The sequence below is a fragment of the Microvirga ossetica genome (genome assembly GCF_002741015.1).
Lineage (GTDB): Bacteria > Pseudomonadota > Alphaproteobacteria > Rhizobiales > Beijerinckiaceae > Microvirga > Microvirga ossetica.
In genome coordinates this window covers 1,157,800-1,176,182 of the sequence record NZ_CP016616.1, presented here as the reverse complement: position 1 = coordinate 1,176,182, position 18,383 = coordinate 1,157,800, and the positions used below count along the sequence as shown (strand labels likewise).

Sequence of the window (18,383 nt, the reverse complement as noted above, 5' to 3'; positions counted from 1 at the left end):
CGAAGTCTTTGAGCTCCTGTGAGGCACCTCACAGCTCAGCCAATCCGGAGTGGGGCAGCATCATCGTTCGCCGTCGGAGAACATCCTCGGCGGAAGCGCGCAGCCTTACTGGAAAGGACGTCTCATGAACGGCTACAACATCCCTTACGACTCGAGCGGCAACGAACCGCCTGGAATTGCTGTGGGAGAACCCAATCCGGGAGAACCCATACCGGTGGAACCGAACGGCGGTCCTGGCGGCGACGTGGGTCCGCTATACGGCGGACCGTTGTCACACCTGTTAGAGGATCTGTCGTCCTGGTTCCCGAGCGATGACGGTCACGGCGGCGGTGAACCTCCGTTCTGCGGAACGCCCCCCGGTCCAAGCGACGGCCCTTTCATCATCCCCGGCTATGCCGAAAATCCTTCCGGTCCCAGCGAGCCGCTGGAAAGCTGGTAACCAGCTCGGAGCGTCGCGGGTCAAAAACTTGCGACGCTCTTTCGTCAGGCTGTCATTTAGGCCGGACGGTTTACGCGGCTGCGGACGTCCTCAAGCTTCTGCATGGTAGTCTGGATCTCCTCGATGGCGTTCACCCAAGACACCCCTCATGAAAGAGAACAGGAGCATGCTCGCGCCACGAGCTGCTCCTGTTGAAGTTGTTAGCCGTTCACAGGTTTAAAACTGCTCGGTGCCAAAGATGAGGAGCCACGGAACAGCGTCTGATCCCCTAGAGCACGAACCAGTTTGAGTTCACGCCCAGTTGCTCGATGTGGATGACGGCTTCCGCATCCGCGTCGGCGTCCGTGTTCAGGGCAACGAAGGTGTCACCCCCACTTACTGAGTAATTAGCCTGACCCGCTCTTGTGAAACTCGCCGTCCCGATAAAGCTGAAAGCCTGGTTCCCTGATCGGCCTTCATTGGCGTCGATCCTACTCAGGTCCAAGCGATCACCTCCCGCGAACGAGAAGTCTCCGATGTAATCGGCATCAGCGTTGATGCTGCCGGTGTCCGTCAGATTACGCAAAACGAAACGGTCGGCTCCAGCGCCACCCCATAGTACATCGGCGCCCGCTCCTCCCTCGAGATAATCGCGTCCGCTATCCCCGAAAAGTACGTCTAGCCCTGCGTTTCCATAGAGCTCATCCTTGCCCGCGTCGCCGTCGACAAGATCGTCCCCGTTTCCACCGCTTACGGTATCGTTGTCGTCCCCGCCTGCGACGAAATCATCGCCCTCTTGTCCGAACACACGATCCTTCCCCGCTTCGCCGACAAAGAAGTCATTGCCGTCGCCGCCATAGAGCTGATCACTGCCCGGATTGCCGGCGGCATAGTCATCGCCCAAGCCGCCATAAACAGTATCATTGCCCAATTCACCGATCAGTTGATCGTTGCCGTCGTCGCCGAAGATCCGATCCCTGCCGGCACCGCCTGCAATGAAATCGATGGCATTTCCGCCGCTGAGATAGTCGTTTCCATCTTGCCCATCGATGCGATCAAAGCCATCGCCACCGAAGATGCTATCACTACCTAGTAGCCCAAGAAGGATGTCGTCACCTTCCAATCCGTTGATTGTATCAGAGCTACTGGTACCACCGATCCTATCGGTTCCTGCTGTTCCATTAAAAATAGCCATTGATCTAGAGTCCTGCTGTAAAGGTTGAACGAGCATTCAAGTCAAATAAGAAACGCTGAAATAAAGATCAGCTAGAATAAGTCTAAGGTAGATTAAAGGAAATTGTCCTATCCCAAGCGTCGCTTTACTTCTTATTCGTTTCCATTGCTTATGAATTATTGGGGTAATTCGTTGTTCCTAACTAATAAGTATTATTGCAATGGTAATTACCCAGGCCCTTGCGCAAAGTGGGTTTCGCTGATTCCCTGTTGTCATGGGCCGCAGCGATCTTGAGCGTCTGAGCAAGGAAGAGCTGATCGAGCTGGTGCTGCGACTGCAGCGGCCGCAAAAGACGTCACGCACATCCTCCAAGCCGCCCTCGACCGATCGCAAAGAGCAGCGCGAGCGCTCTAAACCGGGCGGAGCCAAGCCCGGTCACGAAGGCCACAGCCGGATCATCAGCGCCACGCCGGATGAGGTGGTCGAGCACCGTCCTGACCGGTGCTCGTGCTGTTCGGCTGTCCTGATGGCGGATTGGCCGGCGGAGACGATCAGCATCCACGAGCAGATCGAGCTGCCGGAGGTGGCGCCCCGTGTCACCCAGCATCGGCGCCTGGCGGTGCGCTGCCGGGCGTGTGGAACCCGGGTCGCCGCGGCCGTGCCGGACGCCGCAAAGGGGACGCCGTTCGGGCCCCGCGTCCATGCCATGGCGACTTATCTCAAGACCTTCCAGGCTCTGTCCTACGAGCGGCTGCAAAGCGCATTCGCGGATCTGTTCGGGCTCACCGTCAGCCAGGGCGGCCTGATGAACCTGCTGAGTCGGGCGCAGGGCGCCTTCGTCGCCGAGCGCGACAGGGCGGTTGCGGCGTTGCGCCGGGCCCGGGTCACCGCTTCCGATGAGACCGGCGTCCGGATCGAGGGCTCGAACGCCTCTCATTGGGTGTTTCGCTGTTCGGAGGCGGTGGTCCATTACGCCTCGCCGACCCGGGGCGCCATCGTGGTCCGGACGATGATGGACGGGCACCGACCCGAGGTCTGGTGCTCCGACCGCTACAGCGCGCAACAGGGCCATGCCGACGCCCACCAGACCTGCCTGGCCCATCTTTCCCGCGACGTCGCCTCTGCCGATGAGGCGAGCGCGGATGTCCTGCCCTCCCGCCTCCAGCTGTGGCTGCACCGGGCCTTTGCCCTGGCGGAGGAGGTCGGATCCCTTGCCGCCTCGACCCTCGCTCGCAAGCGCCGGGCCCTGGAGCGAAGTCTGGAGGCGATCCTGGCTGCGCCGACCTCCTGCGATCTGGCCCGTGACATTCAGAGCAAGGTCCGGCGCGCCCGCGATCAGCTTCTGACCTTCGCCCAGTGGCCCGGACTGGTTGATGCGACCAACAACGCCTGCGAACGCGCGCTCAGACCGGCCGTCGTTCAGCGCAAGGTGACCAACGGTTATCGGGCCATGTGGGCTGCCAAGGGCGAGGCGGACATTCGAACGGTCGTCGACACGGCGCGCCTCGGCCCGGGAACCAATGCGTTCAACACAATCCTTCAGACCGTGTCCGCCTGAACCTCAGCTCAAAATGGGGCGTGGGTAATTACTTGCAATGCAGCAGATAATCTTTGCCAGCACGCCATAGGCTCAAACATCTAGTATCTGTCATGGATATAGAGAGCGCTCTGGACCGAGATCGAGAATGCCTACAGCTTGCGGAACAGCATTCGAACGGAATGCGCTGCGGTCGTAGGGTCAGAGTACCTCCGTTCATGGGACGGGCGCTTAGCGCAACCCGTACGGAAGAGTGCGTAGGGACTTATGAACGGAGCCGCTTGGCTAATGTTTCACTGACAACTGGTCGCACCTAGTGCGTGGCGCCCTTAAGCGGTTTCACTTTCCTGACCAATCGTCAGGCGCGCTCCCCACGCTATCATCTATTGAGAGCCGTACTTAGCGTCGGCTGCGAACGTCCTCAAGCTTCAGCATGGTCGCCGAACCTCCTCAGGAGCCCAGAAAAATTGCGGGAACAATGCTAAGTCGCCGGTGGTTGAGGCTGCCTAGTGTGTCTCACCGGAGGGGTCTGCTTTGTCTCTCGCTCTCGACAGTCACTCAAACAGATCCACGGCCAGCAAGAAGTGGGACACCGAACTGCTGGCATTCATCGGGGCGCTTCTGGGCGTAGCGTTAGGCTGCGTGTACGAGATAAACGAAGCCATCTCTCACGACATGAGTGAGGTTGAGCCATTTGCCCAGATCCTAGCGGAAATCACAGCAGTCGCTCTCGCAAGCGCGGTCTTGTTCGCTGCCGCCTCCGCCATTAGCAATTGGCGTCCGGCTTCCTCCTGAACTCATTCGGGATGTTTCGTAGAGTTGTTGGTATGGAATGGCGAACAAACTGAGAAGCTGGCGAACCTGAAATACCGATTGTCGAGAACATTAGCCCAAACGGGGATGAACATCGACACGCGAAAGAGACTGCGAAGCGTCAGGTATCTTAGGATTATCGGCCCCTTGCTGCCAGCAACCTTTCCATAGTGGCCGGGATCTCCTCGGCGGCCTTCACGCCCCGGACCCCGATCACGCCGCGGTCGATCGACCTGCCGTCGGGATCCTTCCGGCCGTTGAAGAAGGCGTCCCGCTGTTCCTTGGACATGGCCAGGATGGCTCGGGCTTCGCACTCCTCCTTCCATTCCTCAGACCAGGTGCTGACGGGGCTGGCCGGTGAACTCGGAGAGCGGCGGTGTCGCTGGCCCGCCGTAAACGACAAAGTCACCATTCCCCGTTAGAAGGGCGGCCTTGTTTCCGAAAATGGGTGCTTGATGCTCTCCCGGCCATTTCTCGTAATCGCCGCCTCAGGCCTGCTGCTTTCTCTGGCTGGGTGCGCCTCGGCCCCGAAGGGTGGATCCCTGTCCGACTACGTGGGCGTCGGTTCTCGAAATGTGACGACCACCTGTGGCGGTGGGTTCCAGGTCTATCGGCAGCCGGTCAATGGGAGACTGCTCGTCGCAGCGTATGCAGTCTCCGAGATGCGCCAAACATTTTGCCAGTCGTGGAGAGGCGAGCCATCGGTTTCGCCGGTCACTGGCGTGAGGCACGAAGAAGCAGCGTTGGAGTACATCGCACAGACGCCGGCAATGAAGGGCTGCACTCTCGTCAGTGGCATCGAGATCACCCGGTTGCACTCCGAGTTCGTCGTATCCTGCCCAACGGCGCCGGCAGTCGCGGTTAAAGCCAAGGGCTAAGCTGGCGCTTTCTCTTATCCAGCCCTCTTGGCCGCCTTGTGGAGTTTCACGTTCCCAGATTGTGCGAAGCTGCTGGCCGCGTAGAGCGCAGCCGCTTCGCCGATCAGCAAGCCAATTATCAACCCTGCAACGACGATAAATGGCAACTGGCGCCAGTCATGCCTAATTCTCGTCAGTTCTGGGGTCATCTCATCCTCGTCTTACACCATTGCGGCTTGGTAAGGCCTGGAGGCGCATTCGACTTCCTCCCTGTCCGAGAGAGCGGAGGGAGACACGGACATCCTAACGTCGCCGCTCAGGCTCATCGCGACTGCTGATTGGCGCTTTTCGCTCTGGCGCCTGCTCGCCGGTCAACTTCGGTCGCGACCGCTGACCAGAACCGGAAGCCCTGCTCACTGCCTCTTGCGCGACAGTAAAACGCCTGCTCCCGGGCTCGGGCATAGGCCGCCCTTCCTTCATACGTGATCAGGCAGATCGCTTCGTACTCGACGGAGGTGAGATCAGCCTCAGGCCGGGGCATTCGACGACGAGACAGCAGAGTTCGGAGGTATCCGATCAGGTGCTTCATGACAGCCAGTATGGACACCTGATGCGATGGGTCAATTCAAAGACGAGACTGTCGCTCTCTCAACACGTGGTGCGTCTCGTCATCTTCCTGTCAAAGTTCACGAGCAAAAGTGGCGCCATTCCGACGTCGCGTAACTTAGTAGCGCCAAGGCATTTCAAACGTCCCGCTGGCCTCAGGGCTGGCGGGTTTTTTTGCTGTTGAGGTCAGGTTCAAAAAGGCTCAGCTCAGCCTATCGAAGATGCGATTGGCTACCGTAATACAATCGCGGACCCACAGCTTCAGCCACTTGGACCATGCAAAGGCAACGCCGTTTAAGTCGTCGAATTGAGCCAGATCGGGCCTGCTGCCAGCTATTTATCGCGGGTTGAGCCGGTCCATGAAACGGTCCACGGCCTTGAAGCCCGCAAGGGGATTGGCTTCTTAAGTCGCTGATTTTTCAGGGAGAAGAATGGTCGGAGTGGCAGGATTTGAACCTGCGACCCCCACGTCCCGAACGTGGTGCGCTACCAGACTGCGCTACACTCCGACACCGAAAAATTCTCGGGAGGCCGGTCTTATAGCGGCGAGGGGGGAGCGCCGCAAGGGGAGATTTGGGCCCACTTACAGATATTGGATCTCCCGCAAAACGGTGTTGCCAGCCGCTTTCACGCCGATTATGTAGGCCCACACTGTTGGGGCGTCGCCAAGTGGTAAGGCAGCGGTTTTTGGTACCGCCATTCCCAGGTTCGAATCCTGGCGCCCCAGCCATCCTCCTGAAATCGTTTCTTTTCAATGCTTTAGCGGGGCAGCTTTCGCTCCCGGCTTCGACGCGTTGCTGTCCGCTCAATCCCGCGCGGCCCAGAGCATGCCGCGGCGCAGGATGGTGCGCATTTCCGGCACGTCGAATTCCTTCGCCACATGTCCCAGGGAGCTGTAGAACACGCGGCCCTGGCCGTGGCGGCGCTTCCAGACCACCGGCATCACGACGCCTTCGATCCAGGGCGCATGCTCGCCAGAGAAGGTGGTCGTCGCCAGGACCTCGTTCGAGGGGTCTACATGCATGTAGTATTGCTCGGAGCGGTAGTCGAAATCCTGGATGCCCTGCATGACCGGATCGTCGGGGCGGGTGATGGTCACGCGGTAGTCGATGATGTTGCCGGGATGGGCCACCCACTGGCCGCCGCACATGAACTGGTACTCGACTGCCTCGCGGAAGGCATCGCCCATGCCGCCGTGGAAGCCAGCGAGGCCGGTGCCTTCGCGGACGGCCCGGGAGAGATTGGCGACCTCGTCCTTCTCGATCTTCGACATGGTGTAGATCGGCACGATGAGGCTCATCGTGTGGAGCGTGGGGCTGACGAAGGCCTGGGTCGAGGTCTCCAAGTGAACCTTGAAGCCCTCGTCCCGCAGCATCTCGGCCACGACGGCCGCACATTGCTCCGGCTCGTGGCCCTGCCATCCGCCCCACACGATGAGTGCTTCCCGCATCGTTCGTTCTTTCTTTCTACGAAGTGAGTTCGCCGGGGCTCAGGCGGCCGAGGCTGCCTGAGGTTGCCCCTTCCAGAGGATCGACGCGTCGGCATCGTCGAGAACCGCCGGTCGTTCGAGGGTCGTCGTGATCGCCCGCGGCTGCCCTGTGGCCGCCCCTTCGAGGATGCTGTGCATCACTTCCAGAACATGCAGGCCGAGGCGGCCACTGGAACGATGCGGTGTGCCGTTCAGGACGGCGCTGGCGAGATCGGCAAGACCGAGGGCGCGGTAATTGGCCTTGTTCGGCATCTCCGGTGCCCAGTTGGGCGAGCGCCAGTTGGGTGCGCCGAGGGGCATGTCGCTCGAATCGACGGCGCGCCAGTCGCCGCCGCGTTCAGTGATCTCCACCTGCCCGCCGAAGAAGTTCGGATCCGGCACGCGCAGGGAGCCTTCCGAACCGTAGATCTCGATGGCGGGGTGGCTGTGCTTCCATACATCCCAACTCATGCAGAAAGTCACCTGCGCGCCGGAGGCGAACTCCAGCAGGGCCATCACATGGGTGGCGGTCTCGACCGGGATCCGGTCACCCTTGCGCGGAGATTCCGTGGTGACGATGCGCTCCGGAAAGCCGATGCTCGACATGGCGAAAACACGCTTTACGGGGCCGATCAGGTTGACGAGGGCACTGAGATAATAGGGCGCCATGTCGAGGATCGGGCCGCCGCCGGGCTTGAAGAAGAATTCTGGATCGGGATGCCAATGCTCCATGCCGTGCGACATCAGGAAGGCCGTTCCCGAAAGAATGTGCCCGACCTTGCCGTCGTCGACGAGCTTGCGCGCAAGGCGTCCGCCGCCGCCGAGGAAGGTGTCCGGCGCGCAGCCGAGATGAAGACCGCGGGCTTCCGCCTCGTCGACCAGCTTCCGGCCCTGCTCGAAATCGACGGCGAGAGGCTTTTCCGAGAAGACATGCTTGCCGGCGCTCAGCGCCGCGAGCGAGACGCCGAAATGGGCGGCCGGCACGGTGAGGTTGACCACGAGATCGATGTCGTCGCTGGCCAGGAGCTGATCGACCGATAGCGCCTCGATGCCGTGGCGGCTTGCTTGAGCCTGCGCGACCTCAGGCCGCATGTCGGCGCAGGCGCGCAGGGTCAGGCCGCGATAGGCGGGAATGTTCTGAAGGTAGATGCCAGAAATGTTGCCGCATCCGATGATGCCGACGTTGAGGGTATTCATGATCGTCAATCCTCGATATTGCGCAGGAAGGCGAAGCTGTTGCGGGCCGTCTGCGCGGGGTCTGCCGGCTTGTCGTGCTCGACCACCATCCATTCGGCGCCGGCATCGCGGCAGGTCCGCCACAGCTCGCGCCAGTTCAAGGTGCCGGAGCCGACATCGGCCCAGCCGTCCTGATCCTCGTTCTGGCCTGCGGGCGCGATGTCCTTCACATGGGCGGCGGTCACCCTGCTGCGGTAGCGGTCGATCCATGCCTTGGGATCGGCATCGCCGCGCACGAGCCAGGCCACGTCGACCTGCCAGGCGAGGGGGCTCGATCCCGCGGCCTCGAAGATCAATTCGAGCGCGGTCTTAGCACCGTCCTTCGGCTTCAACTCCCAGTGATGATTGTGATAGCCGAGGCGGATGCCCTGCGATTGAAAGCGCTCCGCGATCTGGCCAAGTTCGCGGCCGAGCGAGCGCCAGCCATCCGCGGCCATGTCGCGCTCTTCGGGCGGAACGGCCGGCATGTAGAGATGCGTGAGGCCGAGCGTCCTGCACGCGTCGACGACGGCATCGGGCTTCTCGCGCAGAGCCGCCATGCTGACATGGCTGGAGGAGGCTTTGAGGCCGCGCGCATCAAGCTTGGAGCGGACCTCCGCGGCCTTGTCGAGATGTGAGCCGACCGTCTCCACGTTGCGGTAGCCGGCACCGGCGACCGTATCCAGAATGAGGTCGAGATCCTCCAGGGATCGCAATGTGTAGAGTTGAATCGAGAGAATGTCCGTGACGCTCATAGGGTCCTCAAGGTTCGAGAAGGCAGGCGCGAGGGGTAAACTCGACGGCCCGGTCGCGATGTCGGTGGATTCAGAGGCGATCGCCGGTATCGGCCGAAAAGAGCGAGATCGCAGTCGGCTCGACGTGGAGCGTCAGGCTCTCGCCCCGAGCCGCTTTGCGGCTGCCGGTGGTGCGCACCTGAAGCGAGCCGAGAGCGTCGCTGCACCAGATCACGGTGTCGGCTCCCATGGGTTCGACGATGTCGACCGTGAAGCCCGGCCAGGTGCCCACGCTCGAAATTTCCAGATGTTCCGGACGGATGCCGAGCACGACCTCCTGGCCCGGGACGGGAGTCGTGGCGAACGGATAGTGCGACAGGGAGAGGCGGCGGTCGCCGGCCAGGAAGCTCAGGCCCTCGCCGGTGTTCTCGATCCTGCCCTTGATGAAGTTCATCTGCGGCGATCCGACGAAGCCAGCGACGAACAGATTGGCGGGGCGGTGATAGATCTCGTCCGGCGTGCCGATCTGCTGGATCTTCTGCTCCCTCATGACCACGATGCGGTCGGCGAGCGTCATGGCCTCGATCTGGTCGTGCGTGACATAGACCATCGTGGTCTTGCCGAGCCTGGCATGCAGCCGCTTGATCTCGACGCGCAGCTCGTTGCGCAATTTCGCATCAAGGTTGGAGAGCGGCTCGTCGAACAGGAACACGGCGGCATCCCGCACCAGCGCGCGGCCGATGGCGACACGCTGGCGCTGACCGCCGGAAAGCTGGTCCGGGCGCCGGTCGAGCAGGGGCACGATCTGCAGCAGCTCGGCCGCCCTGGACACGCGCTTCTCAATCTCGGGCTTCGGCGTCTTCGCCATCTTCAGGCCGAAGGACATGTTTTCGCGCACGCTCATGCGGGGATAGAGCGCATAGGACTGGAACACCATGGCGATGCCGCGATCCTTGGGCTCCTCCCAGGTGACGTTCTTTCCGTTGATCCAGATCTGCCCCTCGGCGACATCGAGCAGGCCGGCGATCGCATTGAGCAGGGTCGACTTGCCACAGCCGGAAGGTCCGAGCAGGACGATGAACTCACCTTCGTCGATGTCGAGGGAGAGGCCGTCGAAAACCTGAACGGCCTCGAATGCGACACGTACATCACGAACGGAAACAGTCGACATGCCTTATCCCTTCACAGCGCCGGCGGCGATGCCGCGGACGAACCAGCGGCCGGACACGAAATAGACGACGAGCGGAACGAGCGCTGCGAGCATGGTGGCTGCCATGTCGACATTGTAGGCGCGCTCGCCCTGCGTCGAGTTCACGATGTTGTTGAGCTGCACGGTCATGGGCAGGTTCTGGCGGCCGGCGAATGTCAGCCCGAAGATGAAATCGTTCCAGATGCCGGTGACCTGCAGGATCGCCGCGACCACGATGATGGGCGTCGACATGGGCAGGATGACGCGGAAGAAGATCGACCAGAACCCGCCGCCATCGATGCGCGCCGCCTTGAACAGCTCGAGCGGCAGGCCCGCATAATAGTTGCGGAACAGGAGCGTCATGGTGGGCAGGCCGAAGATAACATGCACGAGCACGATGCAGAGCAGCGAGTTGTAAACCCCGGTCATCGAGAAGATGCGCACCAGGGGATAGAGAAAGACCTGGTAGGGGATGAAGGCGCCGAGCAGCAGGATCCCGAACATGACATTGGCGCCTTTGACGCGCCAGAACGACAGGGCGTAGCCGTTGACGGCGCCTGCAATGATCGAGAGGATCACCGATGGGATGAGGATCCGCACCGAATTCCAGAAGCCGACGCTGATGCCGTTGCACTCGAGCCCGGTGCAGGCCGAAGACCAAGCTTTGATCCAGGCATCGAAGGTCATGGCGGCCGGAAGGGCGAGGATGTTGCCGAGCCGAATCTCCTCCATAGGCTTGAGCGAGGTCACGATCATGATCCAAAGCGGCAGCAGGAAGAACAGGGCCGACGTCGCCAGGAAGGCATAGACGCCGATGCGACCGATGGTGAGGCGGCGGGGGCGGCGGCCCTGCGGCTCGGCGGCGCTCATGCATGACTCCCTTGCGGACGGACGTAGCGAACATAGACCCAGGGTGCCAGCACGATTACGACCGTGATCAGCATGATTGTCGCGGCGGCCGTTCCGAGGCCGATGTTGTTGCGCTCGAACAGGTGGTCCATGACGAACTTTGCCGGCACTTCGGTGGCGATGCCCGGACCGCCGAGGGTCATGGCGACCACGAGGTCGTAGAGCTTCACAACGCCAGTCGCGAGCAGCACGACTGCCGTGACCACCATCGGCCGGAGCAGAGGGAGAACGACGGAGGTATAGACGCGCCAGGTCGGGATGCCGTCGATCTTGGCCGCCTTCCAGAGATCCTTGTCCACGCCGCGCAGGCCGGCGAGCAGGATGGCCATGGTGAGGCCGGAGCCGTGCCAGAGGCCCGCGATGACAATGGTGTAGATCGCCATCCTCTGGTTCACGATCCAGTCGAAGGTGAAGGTCTCGAAACCCATGTCGCGCACGAGCTTCTGCAGGCCGAGGCCGGGATTGAGGAACCATTGCCACGCCACGCCGGTGACGACGAACGACATCGAGAACGGGTAGAGAAAGATGGTGCGGAAAATACCTTCACCACGCACGTTCTGGTCGATGAAGACGGCGAGCAGGAAGCCGATGATGAGGCAGCCGGAGATGAAGAGGACGCCGAAAATGAAAATGTTCTCGGCCGACGTCACGAAGCGGTCATTGGCGAAGAGGCGGGTGTATTGCGTCACACCGAACCAGTCGAGCTTGGGCAGGAGGGTCGAGCTCGTAAACGAGAGCCGCACGGTCCAGAGCATGCAGCCGATATAGACCACGAGAACGATGAGCGCGGTCGGCAGGAGGGCAATGGCCGCGGGCAGGCGTGTCCGCATGCGGCGTCGGGTCTTCGTGGCGCCCGGGCTGACACTGGGAGCGCGGATCGAAATGGTTTCCACCAGACAGGCTCCGTTGAGAGTTGTTCAAAACCCGGCAAGGTTGGGTGCCTCGCCCCGCTTCGACGGGGCGAGGCAGGCAGTCCTCAGGTCGCGTCCCGCATGGCGTTCGTCACCTTCTCGATGAAGGTATCGACCGTCATGGTCGGGGTATTCCAGTACTGGGTGACGGCATCCTGAACCGCGCCCTGGAAGTTCGGTGTGGTGAGCATCTCCATCGATTCGACCTGATTGGCCGGATCCTTCAGCACGGCGCGGGATCTCTGGGCGCAGACGTCCATGGAGGAGACATCCACATCCATGCGCACAGGGATCGACCCCTTCTTCATGTTGAAGGCAAGCTGCGTGCTCGGATCAAGCAGAACCTCGATCAGCTTGTCCTGGGTCGCAAGCGCTGCCTTGTCCTTGGTCGTCGGGAAGACGAACACGTCGCCGCCGATCACTTCCTTCGGGCTGTCGCCCACGAGGGTGCAGCCGTATTCCTTGCCGGGCGTCTGGCCCGCCGCCGTGAACTCGCCCTTGGCCCAATCGCCATTGAAGTGCATGGCCGCCTTGTTGGTGATCACGAGGGCGGTGGCGTCGTTCCAGTTGCGCCCGGGGCTGCCGGGGTCGACGAGGCCGCGCATCTTGCCGAAGAGCTCGACAGATTGCTTGAACTTCGGGTCCTTCAACACGTCCGGCTTACGGACACCGTAGAACTGACGGAACATGTCGGCGCCGCCAGTACCGACGAGCACGGCCCGGAACAGATTGTGCTCCCAGGTCGGCTGGCCGCCGAGGGCGATCGGGATGACGCCTTTGGCCTTGAGCTTTTCGCCGGTCTCGATCAGTTCCGGGAAGGTCTTCGGCGGCTGAAGGCCTGCATCGGCGAAGATCTTGGTGTTGTAGAACATCCAGTTCTGGCCGTGAATATTGACCGGAACCGCATAGAATTTGCCATTGCGCACAGTCGCATCGACGATGGGCTTCGGCATGATCTCGCGCCACTTGCCGGCTTTCGCCTGCGCGTCGACGTCGCGCAAGAGATCGTTGCTGACCAGCTCGTCGAACTGCTTGCCGGTGTTGAACTGCATCATGGTCGGGGGATTGCCGCCAACCATCCGGTTGATGCCGGCGGTGCGCGCATTGGCGCCGCCGGCGATGGCGTTGTCGACCCAGGTGCCGCCGGCCTTGGTGAACTGGTCGGCGAAGACCCTCACGGAGGCCGATTCGCCGGCGGAGGTCCACCAATGGAGAACCTCGGCCTTTTGTTGCGCGAGTGCTCCGGAACTGCAGACGAGGGCAACAGAAAGAGTATACGCGGAAACGCGTGTTTTCATGCTCATAGCTTCCTCCCAGAAGCGCTTTATCGACTTTTGTAATCGATTACATCTTGAGATATAGGTTGGAGCTGCTTTTTTGATTAGTCAAGAAGGAAGTTGAGGTAAGTTGTCGACCCTTGAAAGAGGGTAACATATCTTGCCGGGGGCCAGAGGTAACCTGTATGAGTCGGAAAAGCTGGAGGGCGGTCAAGGACATACGCATTGCCGACGTCGCTCGACTTGCAGGCGTATCGACGGCAACTGTCAGTCGCGTCCTCTCGGACCCCGACAAGGTCCGGAAGAAAACCCACGATGTCGTGATGGAGGCCGTGCGCCGCAGCGGGTACACCCCCAACAGCACGGCTCAGAATCTGCGCACCCGCCGCACCATGAATGTGCTGGTGGTGGCGCCCAGGCTCACCAATCCGGTCTTCGCCGAGATTCTCCGAGGCGTCGACGACGAACTGACGAAGTCCGGGTACGGCATCATCATCGGCAATCTGGACAACCGGCGCGAGCGCGAGGCCCGGTATGTCGATCTCGCCCTGTCGCGGCAGGTGGATGGCATTCTGCTGCTGACCGGCTACATCCCTGAGAACGGGGCGCGCGACATGCGCGAATCAGGGCTTCCGATCGTGGCCATGTGCGCTGCGATCCAGGACGACGGCATTCCCAATGTGGTCGTTCAGGACCGCGAAGCCTCCCGCAGGGCCGTGGAATATCTCGGCGCTCTCGGTCATCGCAGGTTCGGCTATATCTCGGGCACGCCGAGCTCGATCATCGAAGCCGAGCGCTTTCGGGGATTCAAGGAGGGGATCGCGGCGGCCGGGTTCGGTCAGCACGATTTCGTGCGCTGGGAAGGGCCCTTCGTCTTCGCAACCGGTGTCGCGGCCGCCGAATCCTTCCTGCGAATGGAGGATCGTCCGACCGGGATCTTCGCCGCCTGCGACGAGAGCGCGATCGGCTTCATCAAGCGCGTGCGCGCCGAGCGCGTGCGCGTGCCGCAGGATGTGTCGGTGATCGGCTTCGATGGGATCGAGCTTTCCGATTATAGCGAACCGACGCTCACCACGTTCCGCCAGCCCCTGCACGAGCTTGGGCGCGTGGGAGCGGATGTCCTCATGAAGCTCATCCGGGGCGACATGAAATCCGAGGACTGGAGCATCCGGTTGCCGCTGACCCTTCTCGAGCGCGAGACGACCGGTCCGGTTCTGCACAAGGATTACAAATCGCTGCGCCGCTCGGTATTCTGAAATCGAAAAAGTGCTCCGCAATGAGCGCGATGTGAGGAGAACGCCATGCAACCCGTCCGCTGGGGAATCCTGAGCACGGCCAAGATCGGTCGAACGAAAGTCGTTCCGGGCCTGATGAAAAGTCCGCTCTGCGATGTGGTGGCCGTCGCCTCGCGGGACGAGGGGACGGCCCGCGCCATGGCGGCGGAGTTCGGCATTCCCAAGGCTTACGGCTCCTATGAGGCCCTGTTCGCCGATCCCGAGATCGAGGCGATCTACAATCCGTTGCCCAATCACCTGCACGTGCCGATGACGCTGGCAGCCGCTGCTGCCGGCAAGCACGTGCTGTGCGAGAAGCCGATCGCCATCACGGCAGGGGAGGCGGAGCAACTCCGGCAGGCCTCGTCGCAGGTTCTGATCGCAGAGGCTTTCATGGTCCGCCATCATCCGCAATGGCACCGGGCCCGCGAGATCATCCAAAGCGGCGAGATCGGTGAGCTGCGTGCGATCCAGATCCTCTTCGCCTATTTCAACAGCGATCCCGCGAATATTCGCAACAAGGCGGATATCGGTGGGGGAGGGCTCCTCGACATCGGCTGCTATGCAATCGTCGCCGGGCGGTATTTCTTCGACGCGGAGCCCGTTCGGGCGGTCACGCTCATGGACCGGGATCCGGCCTTCGGCGTCGATCGCACCACAAGCGCCCTCATGGATTTCGGTGGCGGACGGCAGCTGACCTTTACCGTCTCGACCCAGTCGGTGCCGTACCAGCGGGTCCAGATTCTCGGAACGAAGGGACGGATCGAGATCGAGATCCCCTTCAACGCCCCTCCGGACGTGCCAACCCGGATCTTCGTCGACGAAGGAACCGCGCACGCCAACCGCTCCGCCCGCGCCATCGAGTTTCCGGCGGTCGATCAGTATCAGCTGCAGGGAGAGGCGTTCAGCCGTGCGGTCAGGGAGGGCTCAAACCTCGCCTATGACCTGGAGGATGCGATCATGAACATGCGCATTCTGGATGCGCTCCGCCGGTCGGAAGACTCGGGGGCATGGGAGACCATAGTCCTCTGACGGCCGTTGACGGAAGCCAACACGACACAGGGTGCAAGGGGGAACTTGTCCCTCGCTGCTGAAGCTTGGAGGGCGGGTTCGGGGAATAGAGCTGACCTCGAAATTCCGTTCGATCGCCGATATAAGAGGGACCGCGGGGCCAGCTTGGCCACGGTGCCAGGCCCTTGAGCGCGCATAGGCAAACCAAAATGGATCTGAATTCAGAAGCCCTCCCATCCTCCCTGAAGTTTGGCACCAGTGGATTGCGAGGGCTTGTGGTGGAGCTGGATGGCGCGCCGGCTTTTGCTTACACGCGCGCTTTTGCCGAGATGCTCAAGGAGGACGGCTCGGCGGCGGCGGCCAAGAATCTCGTGCTGGTTGGACGGGATCTGCGCGAGAGCAGCCCGAGCATTGCCCAGCTTTGCTGTGCGGCCCTGCACGAATCAGGGCTCGGCGCGGTCGATTGCGGTGCGCTTCCGACGCCGGCGCTCGCGTACCACGGCATGCGATTCGGCATCCCAGCGATCATGGTCACCGGGAGTCACATTCCAGAGGACCGCAACGGGCTGAAATTTTATCGGGCTCAAGGCGAGATCGACAAAAAGGACGAGGCAGCCATCCTGGCATGGCATGCCAGGATGGGGATCACAGCCGTGCCGGAGACAGCCCGTGGCATCCGCCCGGGAAAACCGGATCTCGATGTGATCGCCGCCTACAAGGCTCGCTACCGCGATTTCTTCGGTGCAAGGGCGCTGGAGGGTCTCACCGTTGGAGTCTACCAGCACTCGTCGGTGGCCCGGGACATCATCGTCGAGATGCTCGAAACCCTGGGCGCTCGGGCCGTGCCGCTGGGGCGGGCCACGAGCTTCATCCCGGTCGACACCGAGGCCCTGCGTGAGGAGGACGAGGTTCTGGCGCGGCAATGGGCCGGCGAGCAGAGGCTCGATGCCATTGTCTCGACCGATGGCGATGCGGACCGCCCCTTGATCTCCGATGCGACCGGCGCCTTCCTGCGCGGCGACCTGGTGGGGGCGATCACGGCCAAGTATCTGGGGGCGGACGCGATCGTCACCCCCGTGACCTCCAACTCCGCCCTGGAGGCCTCCAGGGCCTTCCAGACGGTCCTTCGCACGCGAGTGGGTTCGCCTTACGTCATTGAGGGCATGGCGGAGGCCTCCGCCTCTGGGGCCAAGGCGGTGGTCGGGTTCGAGGCCAATGGCGGCGTGCTGCTCGGTTCCGATATCGGGCGTGAGGACCGCTGGCTTGCAGCCCTTCCCACCCGCGATGCCATGCTGCCGATCCTGTGCGCTCTCGGCACGGCCAAGGCACAGGGCAAGACCCTTGCCGAGGTCGGAGCCGCTTTCGCCTTCAAGGCGGCGGCGAGCCATCGCCTCAAGAACGTGCCGAGCGAGAGGAGCGCCGCCTTCCTGAGGCGGCTCCAGCAGGACGAGGCTTTCCGCGAAGATCTGATGGGGCCGCTGGGCGGCGTTGCGGCGCTCGACGGGCAGGACGGCGTGCGTCTGATGGCCCGGAACGGCGAAGTCGTCCATTTCCGCGCCTCAGGCAATGCCCCGGAACTGCGGGTCTATGTCGAGGCGCAGACGCATGAGCGTGTCGAAAGCCTTCTGGAATGGGGGCTGGCACAAGCGGCACGGCAGGTGGGCTGAAGCGTCAGGATTTATGGATCGAGGGGCCCAAGGCGGCTTGCCAAGCTGTCGCGGATTCCCCGAGCCATCAGCCGCAATCTCTGAACTTTTCTGTCGGCCAGGGTCGGATAAGTTCCGAGAAAGGCCAGGCAGCGGCTGATAAAATAAAGTCGCCAGGCTAGGGGGGTATAGGGTTGCCGGGCGAGCCAGAGGGCGTTCCTGACCCAATAGTAGTTCCGGATCGGAACGTGAATGGCGATTTGACGCGATCCAAGCTTGACCGTTCCGCTGCCGAGACGGTGGTCGACTGCGGCCGTCGGCGACAGGAAGCTCACGTATCCTGCCGCGCGTGCCCGGAAGCACCATTCCACGTCAACCAGGTCGATGAAGAGGTCCTCTTTGAACCCTCCGACCCGGTCCAGGACTGTAAGCGGGATCAGGGAGCCGGAGGCGATGATCGAATCGCTTGCGACGGGCTGTGTCGCCGATCCAAGCGAGATCCGGGAGAGCCGAAGGCCATGGGTGCGGTAGGCTCGGGTCTGCTGTTGGCTGTTGACCTCGAAATAGGCAGGACCGATTGCGGCCACTCTCCCGTGCTGCTCTTCCAGGGCGGCCAAGTTGGCCGACAGGTCCGCGACGACCCCAGGCGTCAGAACCGTGTCTTGGTCGAGCAGCAGAATGTGCGAGAAGCCAGTCGTTCGTGCTAGGTCGACGCCTTGGTTTTGGGCGGCGGCGATGCCGAGATTCTGCTGGTTGGCAAGAAAATGGGCCCCGACCGCCGAGACAAGGGTGCGGATCTCCTCTGCATTGGCAGAACCGTTATCGACCACGGCAAGCCCCTGAACTTGCGGAGCCGCCGATTGCAGAGCCTTGCCGAGCAGGGCGGTGTCTGGGTTGTAGGTCACCGTGACGGCGAGGATGCGCATTTGTTGTTCTCCTGGACCGGGTTCGACCTACTAGAGCGATCCTCCGTTGCAAGGCAAGCGAGGGGCCGGAACCAGGGGGTGGGCACTCCTTCAGGAAAAATGTCCCGGCGCAGCCAGGGACTCCAGGTTGCCGCTGTTCGTAGAGCCCCGCTTAGGCCCGTGCCCGTCTGCCGGGGTGCTCTAGGAGCAGAGAAAGGCTCGACGTTCCCAAGATTGGCTTTGGATGCTTGGCGCCTAGCCTCACGCTCAGTGAGGGTTGCTGGAGGAACGGTGAGAAGGTATAGCGGCGTCCGAGGCAGCTCCGGTCGGCATTTATCGGCCAGACAGCCGCCTCCCTTTTTCCGGTAGGCGCGGCACAATGGCGCTTCCCGGAAGCGTGCGGCCCCGTTCGATGGCTTTATAAAGGGGACGCACTTTC

At 62.1% G+C, this 18,383-nt stretch carries 16 protein-coding genes and 2 tRNA genes; 6 read left to right on the top strand and 12 right to left on the bottom strand.

The window, feature by feature from the left end; all coding sequences use genetic code 11:
- Nucleotides 1-124 precede the first annotated feature (124 nt).
- The gene (locus tag BB934_RS46910) at nucleotides 125-439 is read left to right on the top strand and encodes a hypothetical protein (RefSeq protein WP_157934051.1); all 315 of its coding nucleotides are present in this window, start codon (nucleotides 125-127) and stop codon (nucleotides 437-439) included.
- 268 nt (nucleotides 440-707) lie between these two features.
- Here the strand turns inward: BB934_RS46910 and BB934_RS05490 are convergent, their stop codons facing one another.
- Nucleotides 708-1,613 carry a calcium-binding protein gene (locus BB934_RS05490; RefSeq protein WP_099508727.1) on the bottom strand — a complete coding sequence of 302 codons (906 nt, stop codon included), beginning with the start codon at nucleotides 1,611-1,613 and terminating at the stop codon, nucleotides 708-710.
- A gap of 253 nt (nucleotides 1,614-1,866) precedes the next feature.
- On the opposite strand from BB934_RS05490, the gene tnpC reads away from it, so the two are divergent.
- Nucleotides 1,867-3,150 (top strand): IS66 family transposase, encoded by a 1,284-nt coding sequence (tnpC, locus tag BB934_RS05485; RefSeq protein WP_099508726.1) that lies wholly within the window; start codon nucleotides 1,867-1,869, stop codon nucleotides 3,148-3,150.
- Nucleotides 3,151-4,078: 928 nt separating this feature from the next.
- On the opposite strand, the gene BB934_RS05475 is transcribed toward tnpC, so the two are convergent.
- From BB934_RS05475 to BB934_RS05465, 3 genes are all read right to left on the bottom strand, one after another.
- The gene (locus BB934_RS05475; RefSeq protein ID WP_175608877.1) at nucleotides 4,079-4,231 is read right to left on the bottom strand and encodes a DUF7696 family protein; all 153 of its coding nucleotides are present in this window, start codon (nucleotides 4,229-4,231) and stop codon (nucleotides 4,079-4,081) included.
- A gap of 603 nt (nucleotides 4,232-4,834) precedes the next feature.
- Entirely contained in the window at nucleotides 4,835-5,008 is a 174-nt protein-coding gene (locus BB934_RS46905; protein WP_157934050.1) for a hypothetical protein, read from the bottom strand.
- Between the two features lie 829 nt (nucleotides 5,009-5,837).
- Nucleotides 5,838-5,914: transfer RNA gene (locus BB934_RS05465), tRNA-Pro, on the bottom strand.
- Nucleotides 5,915-6,060: 146 nt separating this feature from the next.
- On the opposite strand from BB934_RS05465, the gene BB934_RS05460 reads away from it, so the two are divergent.
- Nucleotides 6,061-6,135 (top strand) — tRNA-Gln (locus tag BB934_RS05460).
- A gap of 75 nt (nucleotides 6,136-6,210) precedes the next feature.
- On the opposite strand, the gene BB934_RS05455 is transcribed toward BB934_RS05460, so the two are convergent.
- From BB934_RS05455 to BB934_RS05425, 7 genes are all read right to left on the bottom strand, one after another.
- The gene (locus BB934_RS05455) at nucleotides 6,211-6,855 is read right to left on the bottom strand and encodes a ThuA domain-containing protein (RefSeq protein ID WP_099508723.1); all 645 of its coding nucleotides are present in this window, start codon (nucleotides 6,853-6,855) and stop codon (nucleotides 6,211-6,213) included.
- Nucleotides 6,856-6,894: 39 nt separating this feature from the next.
- On the bottom strand, nucleotides 6,895-8,070 hold the full coding sequence (locus tag BB934_RS05450; protein ID WP_099512641.1) for a Gfo/Idh/MocA family protein: 1,176 nt from the start codon (nucleotides 8,068-8,070) through the stop codon (nucleotides 6,895-6,897).
- Between the two features lie 5 nt (nucleotides 8,071-8,075).
- Complete coding sequence (locus tag BB934_RS05445) at nucleotides 8,076-8,843, bottom strand: sugar phosphate isomerase/epimerase family protein (protein WP_099508722.1); 768 nt, start codon at nucleotides 8,841-8,843, stop codon at nucleotides 8,076-8,078.
- A 70-nt stretch (nucleotides 8,844-8,913) separates the two neighbouring features.
- Nucleotides 8,914-9,993, bottom strand: a complete 1,080-nt coding sequence (locus tag BB934_RS05440; protein WP_099508721.1) for an ABC transporter ATP-binding protein — start codon at nucleotides 9,991-9,993, stop codon at nucleotides 8,914-8,916.
- Between the two features lie 3 nt (nucleotides 9,994-9,996).
- Nucleotides 9,997-10,881, bottom strand: a complete 885-nt coding sequence (locus BB934_RS05435; protein ID WP_099508720.1) for a carbohydrate ABC transporter permease — start codon at nucleotides 10,879-10,881, stop codon at nucleotides 9,997-9,999.
- A complete protein-coding gene (locus BB934_RS05430; RefSeq protein WP_173909502.1) occupies nucleotides 10,878-11,750 on the bottom strand; it encodes a carbohydrate ABC transporter permease in 873 nt (290 codons plus the stop codon). Before BB934_RS05430 ends, BB934_RS05435 begins: the two co-directional genes overlap by 4 nt.
- A gap of 146 nt (nucleotides 11,751-11,896) precedes the next feature.
- A complete protein-coding gene (locus BB934_RS05425) occupies nucleotides 11,897-13,129 on the bottom strand; it encodes an ABC transporter substrate-binding protein (RefSeq protein WP_237050197.1) in 1,233 nt (410 codons plus the stop codon).
- 164 nt (nucleotides 13,130-13,293) lie between these two features.
- On the opposite strand from BB934_RS05425, the gene BB934_RS05420 reads away from it, so the two are divergent.
- The 3 genes from BB934_RS05420 to BB934_RS05410 all read left to right on the top strand — a co-directional run bounded on the left by BB934_RS05420 (nucleotide 13,294) and on the right by BB934_RS05410 (nucleotide 17,060).
- Nucleotides 13,294-14,364, top strand: coding sequence for a LacI family DNA-binding transcriptional regulator (locus BB934_RS05420; protein ID WP_099508717.1), 1,071 nt, complete (start codon nucleotides 13,294-13,296; stop codon nucleotides 14,362-14,364).
- A 45-nt stretch (nucleotides 14,365-14,409) separates the two neighbouring features.
- Entirely contained in the window at nucleotides 14,410-15,414 is a 1,005-nt protein-coding gene (locus BB934_RS05415; RefSeq protein ID WP_099508716.1) for a Gfo/Idh/MocA family protein, read from the top strand.
- Between the two features lie 188 nt (nucleotides 15,415-15,602).
- A complete protein-coding gene (locus tag BB934_RS05410) occupies nucleotides 15,603-17,060 on the top strand; it encodes a phosphomannomutase (protein WP_099508715.1) in 1,458 nt (485 codons plus the stop codon).
- Between the two features lie 11 nt (nucleotides 17,061-17,071).
- Here BB934_RS05410 and BB934_RS05405 read toward each other — a convergent pair whose 3' ends face one another.
- On the bottom strand, nucleotides 17,072-17,965 hold the full coding sequence (locus BB934_RS05405) for a glycosyltransferase family 2 protein (protein WP_099508714.1): 894 nt from the start codon (nucleotides 17,963-17,965) through the stop codon (nucleotides 17,072-17,074).
- Between the last annotated feature and the right edge of the window lie 418 nt (nucleotides 17,966-18,383).

What these genes read in the sequence shown, in the direction of transcription:
- BB934_RS46910 (WP_157934051.1), top strand. Translation starts at nt 125, where the DNA reads ATGAACGGCTACAACATCCCTTACGACTCGAGCGGCAACGAACCGCCT.
- BB934_RS05490 (WP_099508727.1), bottom strand. Translation starts at nt 1,613, where the DNA reads ATGGCTATTTTTAATGGAACAGCAGGAACCGATAGGATCGGTGGTACC.
- tnpC (WP_099508726.1), top strand. Translation starts at nt 1,867, where the DNA reads ATGGGCCGCAGCGATCTTGAGCGTCTGAGCAAGGAAGAGCTGATCGAG.
- BB934_RS05475 (WP_175608877.1), bottom strand. Translation starts at nt 4,231, where the DNA reads ATGTCCAAGGAACAGCGGGACGCCTTCTTCAACGGCCGGAAGGATCCC.
- BB934_RS46905 (WP_157934050.1), bottom strand. Translation starts at nt 5,008, where the DNA reads ATGACCCCAGAACTGACGAGAATTAGGCATGACTGGCGCCAGTTGCCA.
- BB934_RS05455 (WP_099508723.1), bottom strand. Translation starts at nt 6,855, where the DNA reads ATGCGGGAAGCACTCATCGTGTGGGGCGGATGGCAGGGCCACGAGCCG.
- BB934_RS05450 (WP_099512641.1), bottom strand. Translation starts at nt 8,070, where the DNA reads ATGAATACCCTCAACGTCGGCATCATCGGATGCGGCAACATTTCTGGC.
- BB934_RS05445 (WP_099508722.1), bottom strand. Translation starts at nt 8,843, where the DNA reads ATGAGCGTCACGGACATTCTCTCGATTCAACTCTACACATTGCGATCC.
- BB934_RS05440 (WP_099508721.1), bottom strand. Translation starts at nt 9,993, where the DNA reads ATGTCGACTGTTTCCGTTCGTGATGTACGTGTCGCATTCGAGGCCGTT.
- BB934_RS05435 (WP_099508720.1), bottom strand. Translation starts at nt 10,881, where the DNA reads ATGAGCGCCGCCGAGCCGCAGGGCCGCCGCCCCCGCCGCCTCACCATC.
- BB934_RS05430 (WP_173909502.1), bottom strand. Translation starts at nt 11,750, where the DNA reads ATGCGGACACGCCTGCCCGCGGCCATTGCCCTCCTGCCGACCGCGCTC.
- BB934_RS05425 (WP_237050197.1), bottom strand. Translation starts at nt 13,129, where the DNA reads ATGAAAACACGCGTTTCCGCGTATACTCTTTCTGTTGCCCTCGTCTGC.
- BB934_RS05420 (WP_099508717.1), top strand. Translation starts at nt 13,294, where the DNA reads ATGAGTCGGAAAAGCTGGAGGGCGGTCAAGGACATACGCATTGCCGAC.
- BB934_RS05415 (WP_099508716.1), top strand. Translation starts at nt 14,410, where the DNA reads ATGCAACCCGTCCGCTGGGGAATCCTGAGCACGGCCAAGATCGGTCGA.
- BB934_RS05410 (WP_099508715.1), top strand. Translation starts at nt 15,603, where the DNA reads ATGGATCTGAATTCAGAAGCCCTCCCATCCTCCCTGAAGTTTGGCACC.
- BB934_RS05405 (WP_099508714.1), bottom strand. Translation starts at nt 17,965, where the DNA reads ATGCGCATCCTCGCCGTCACGGTGACCTACAACCCAGACACCGCCCTG.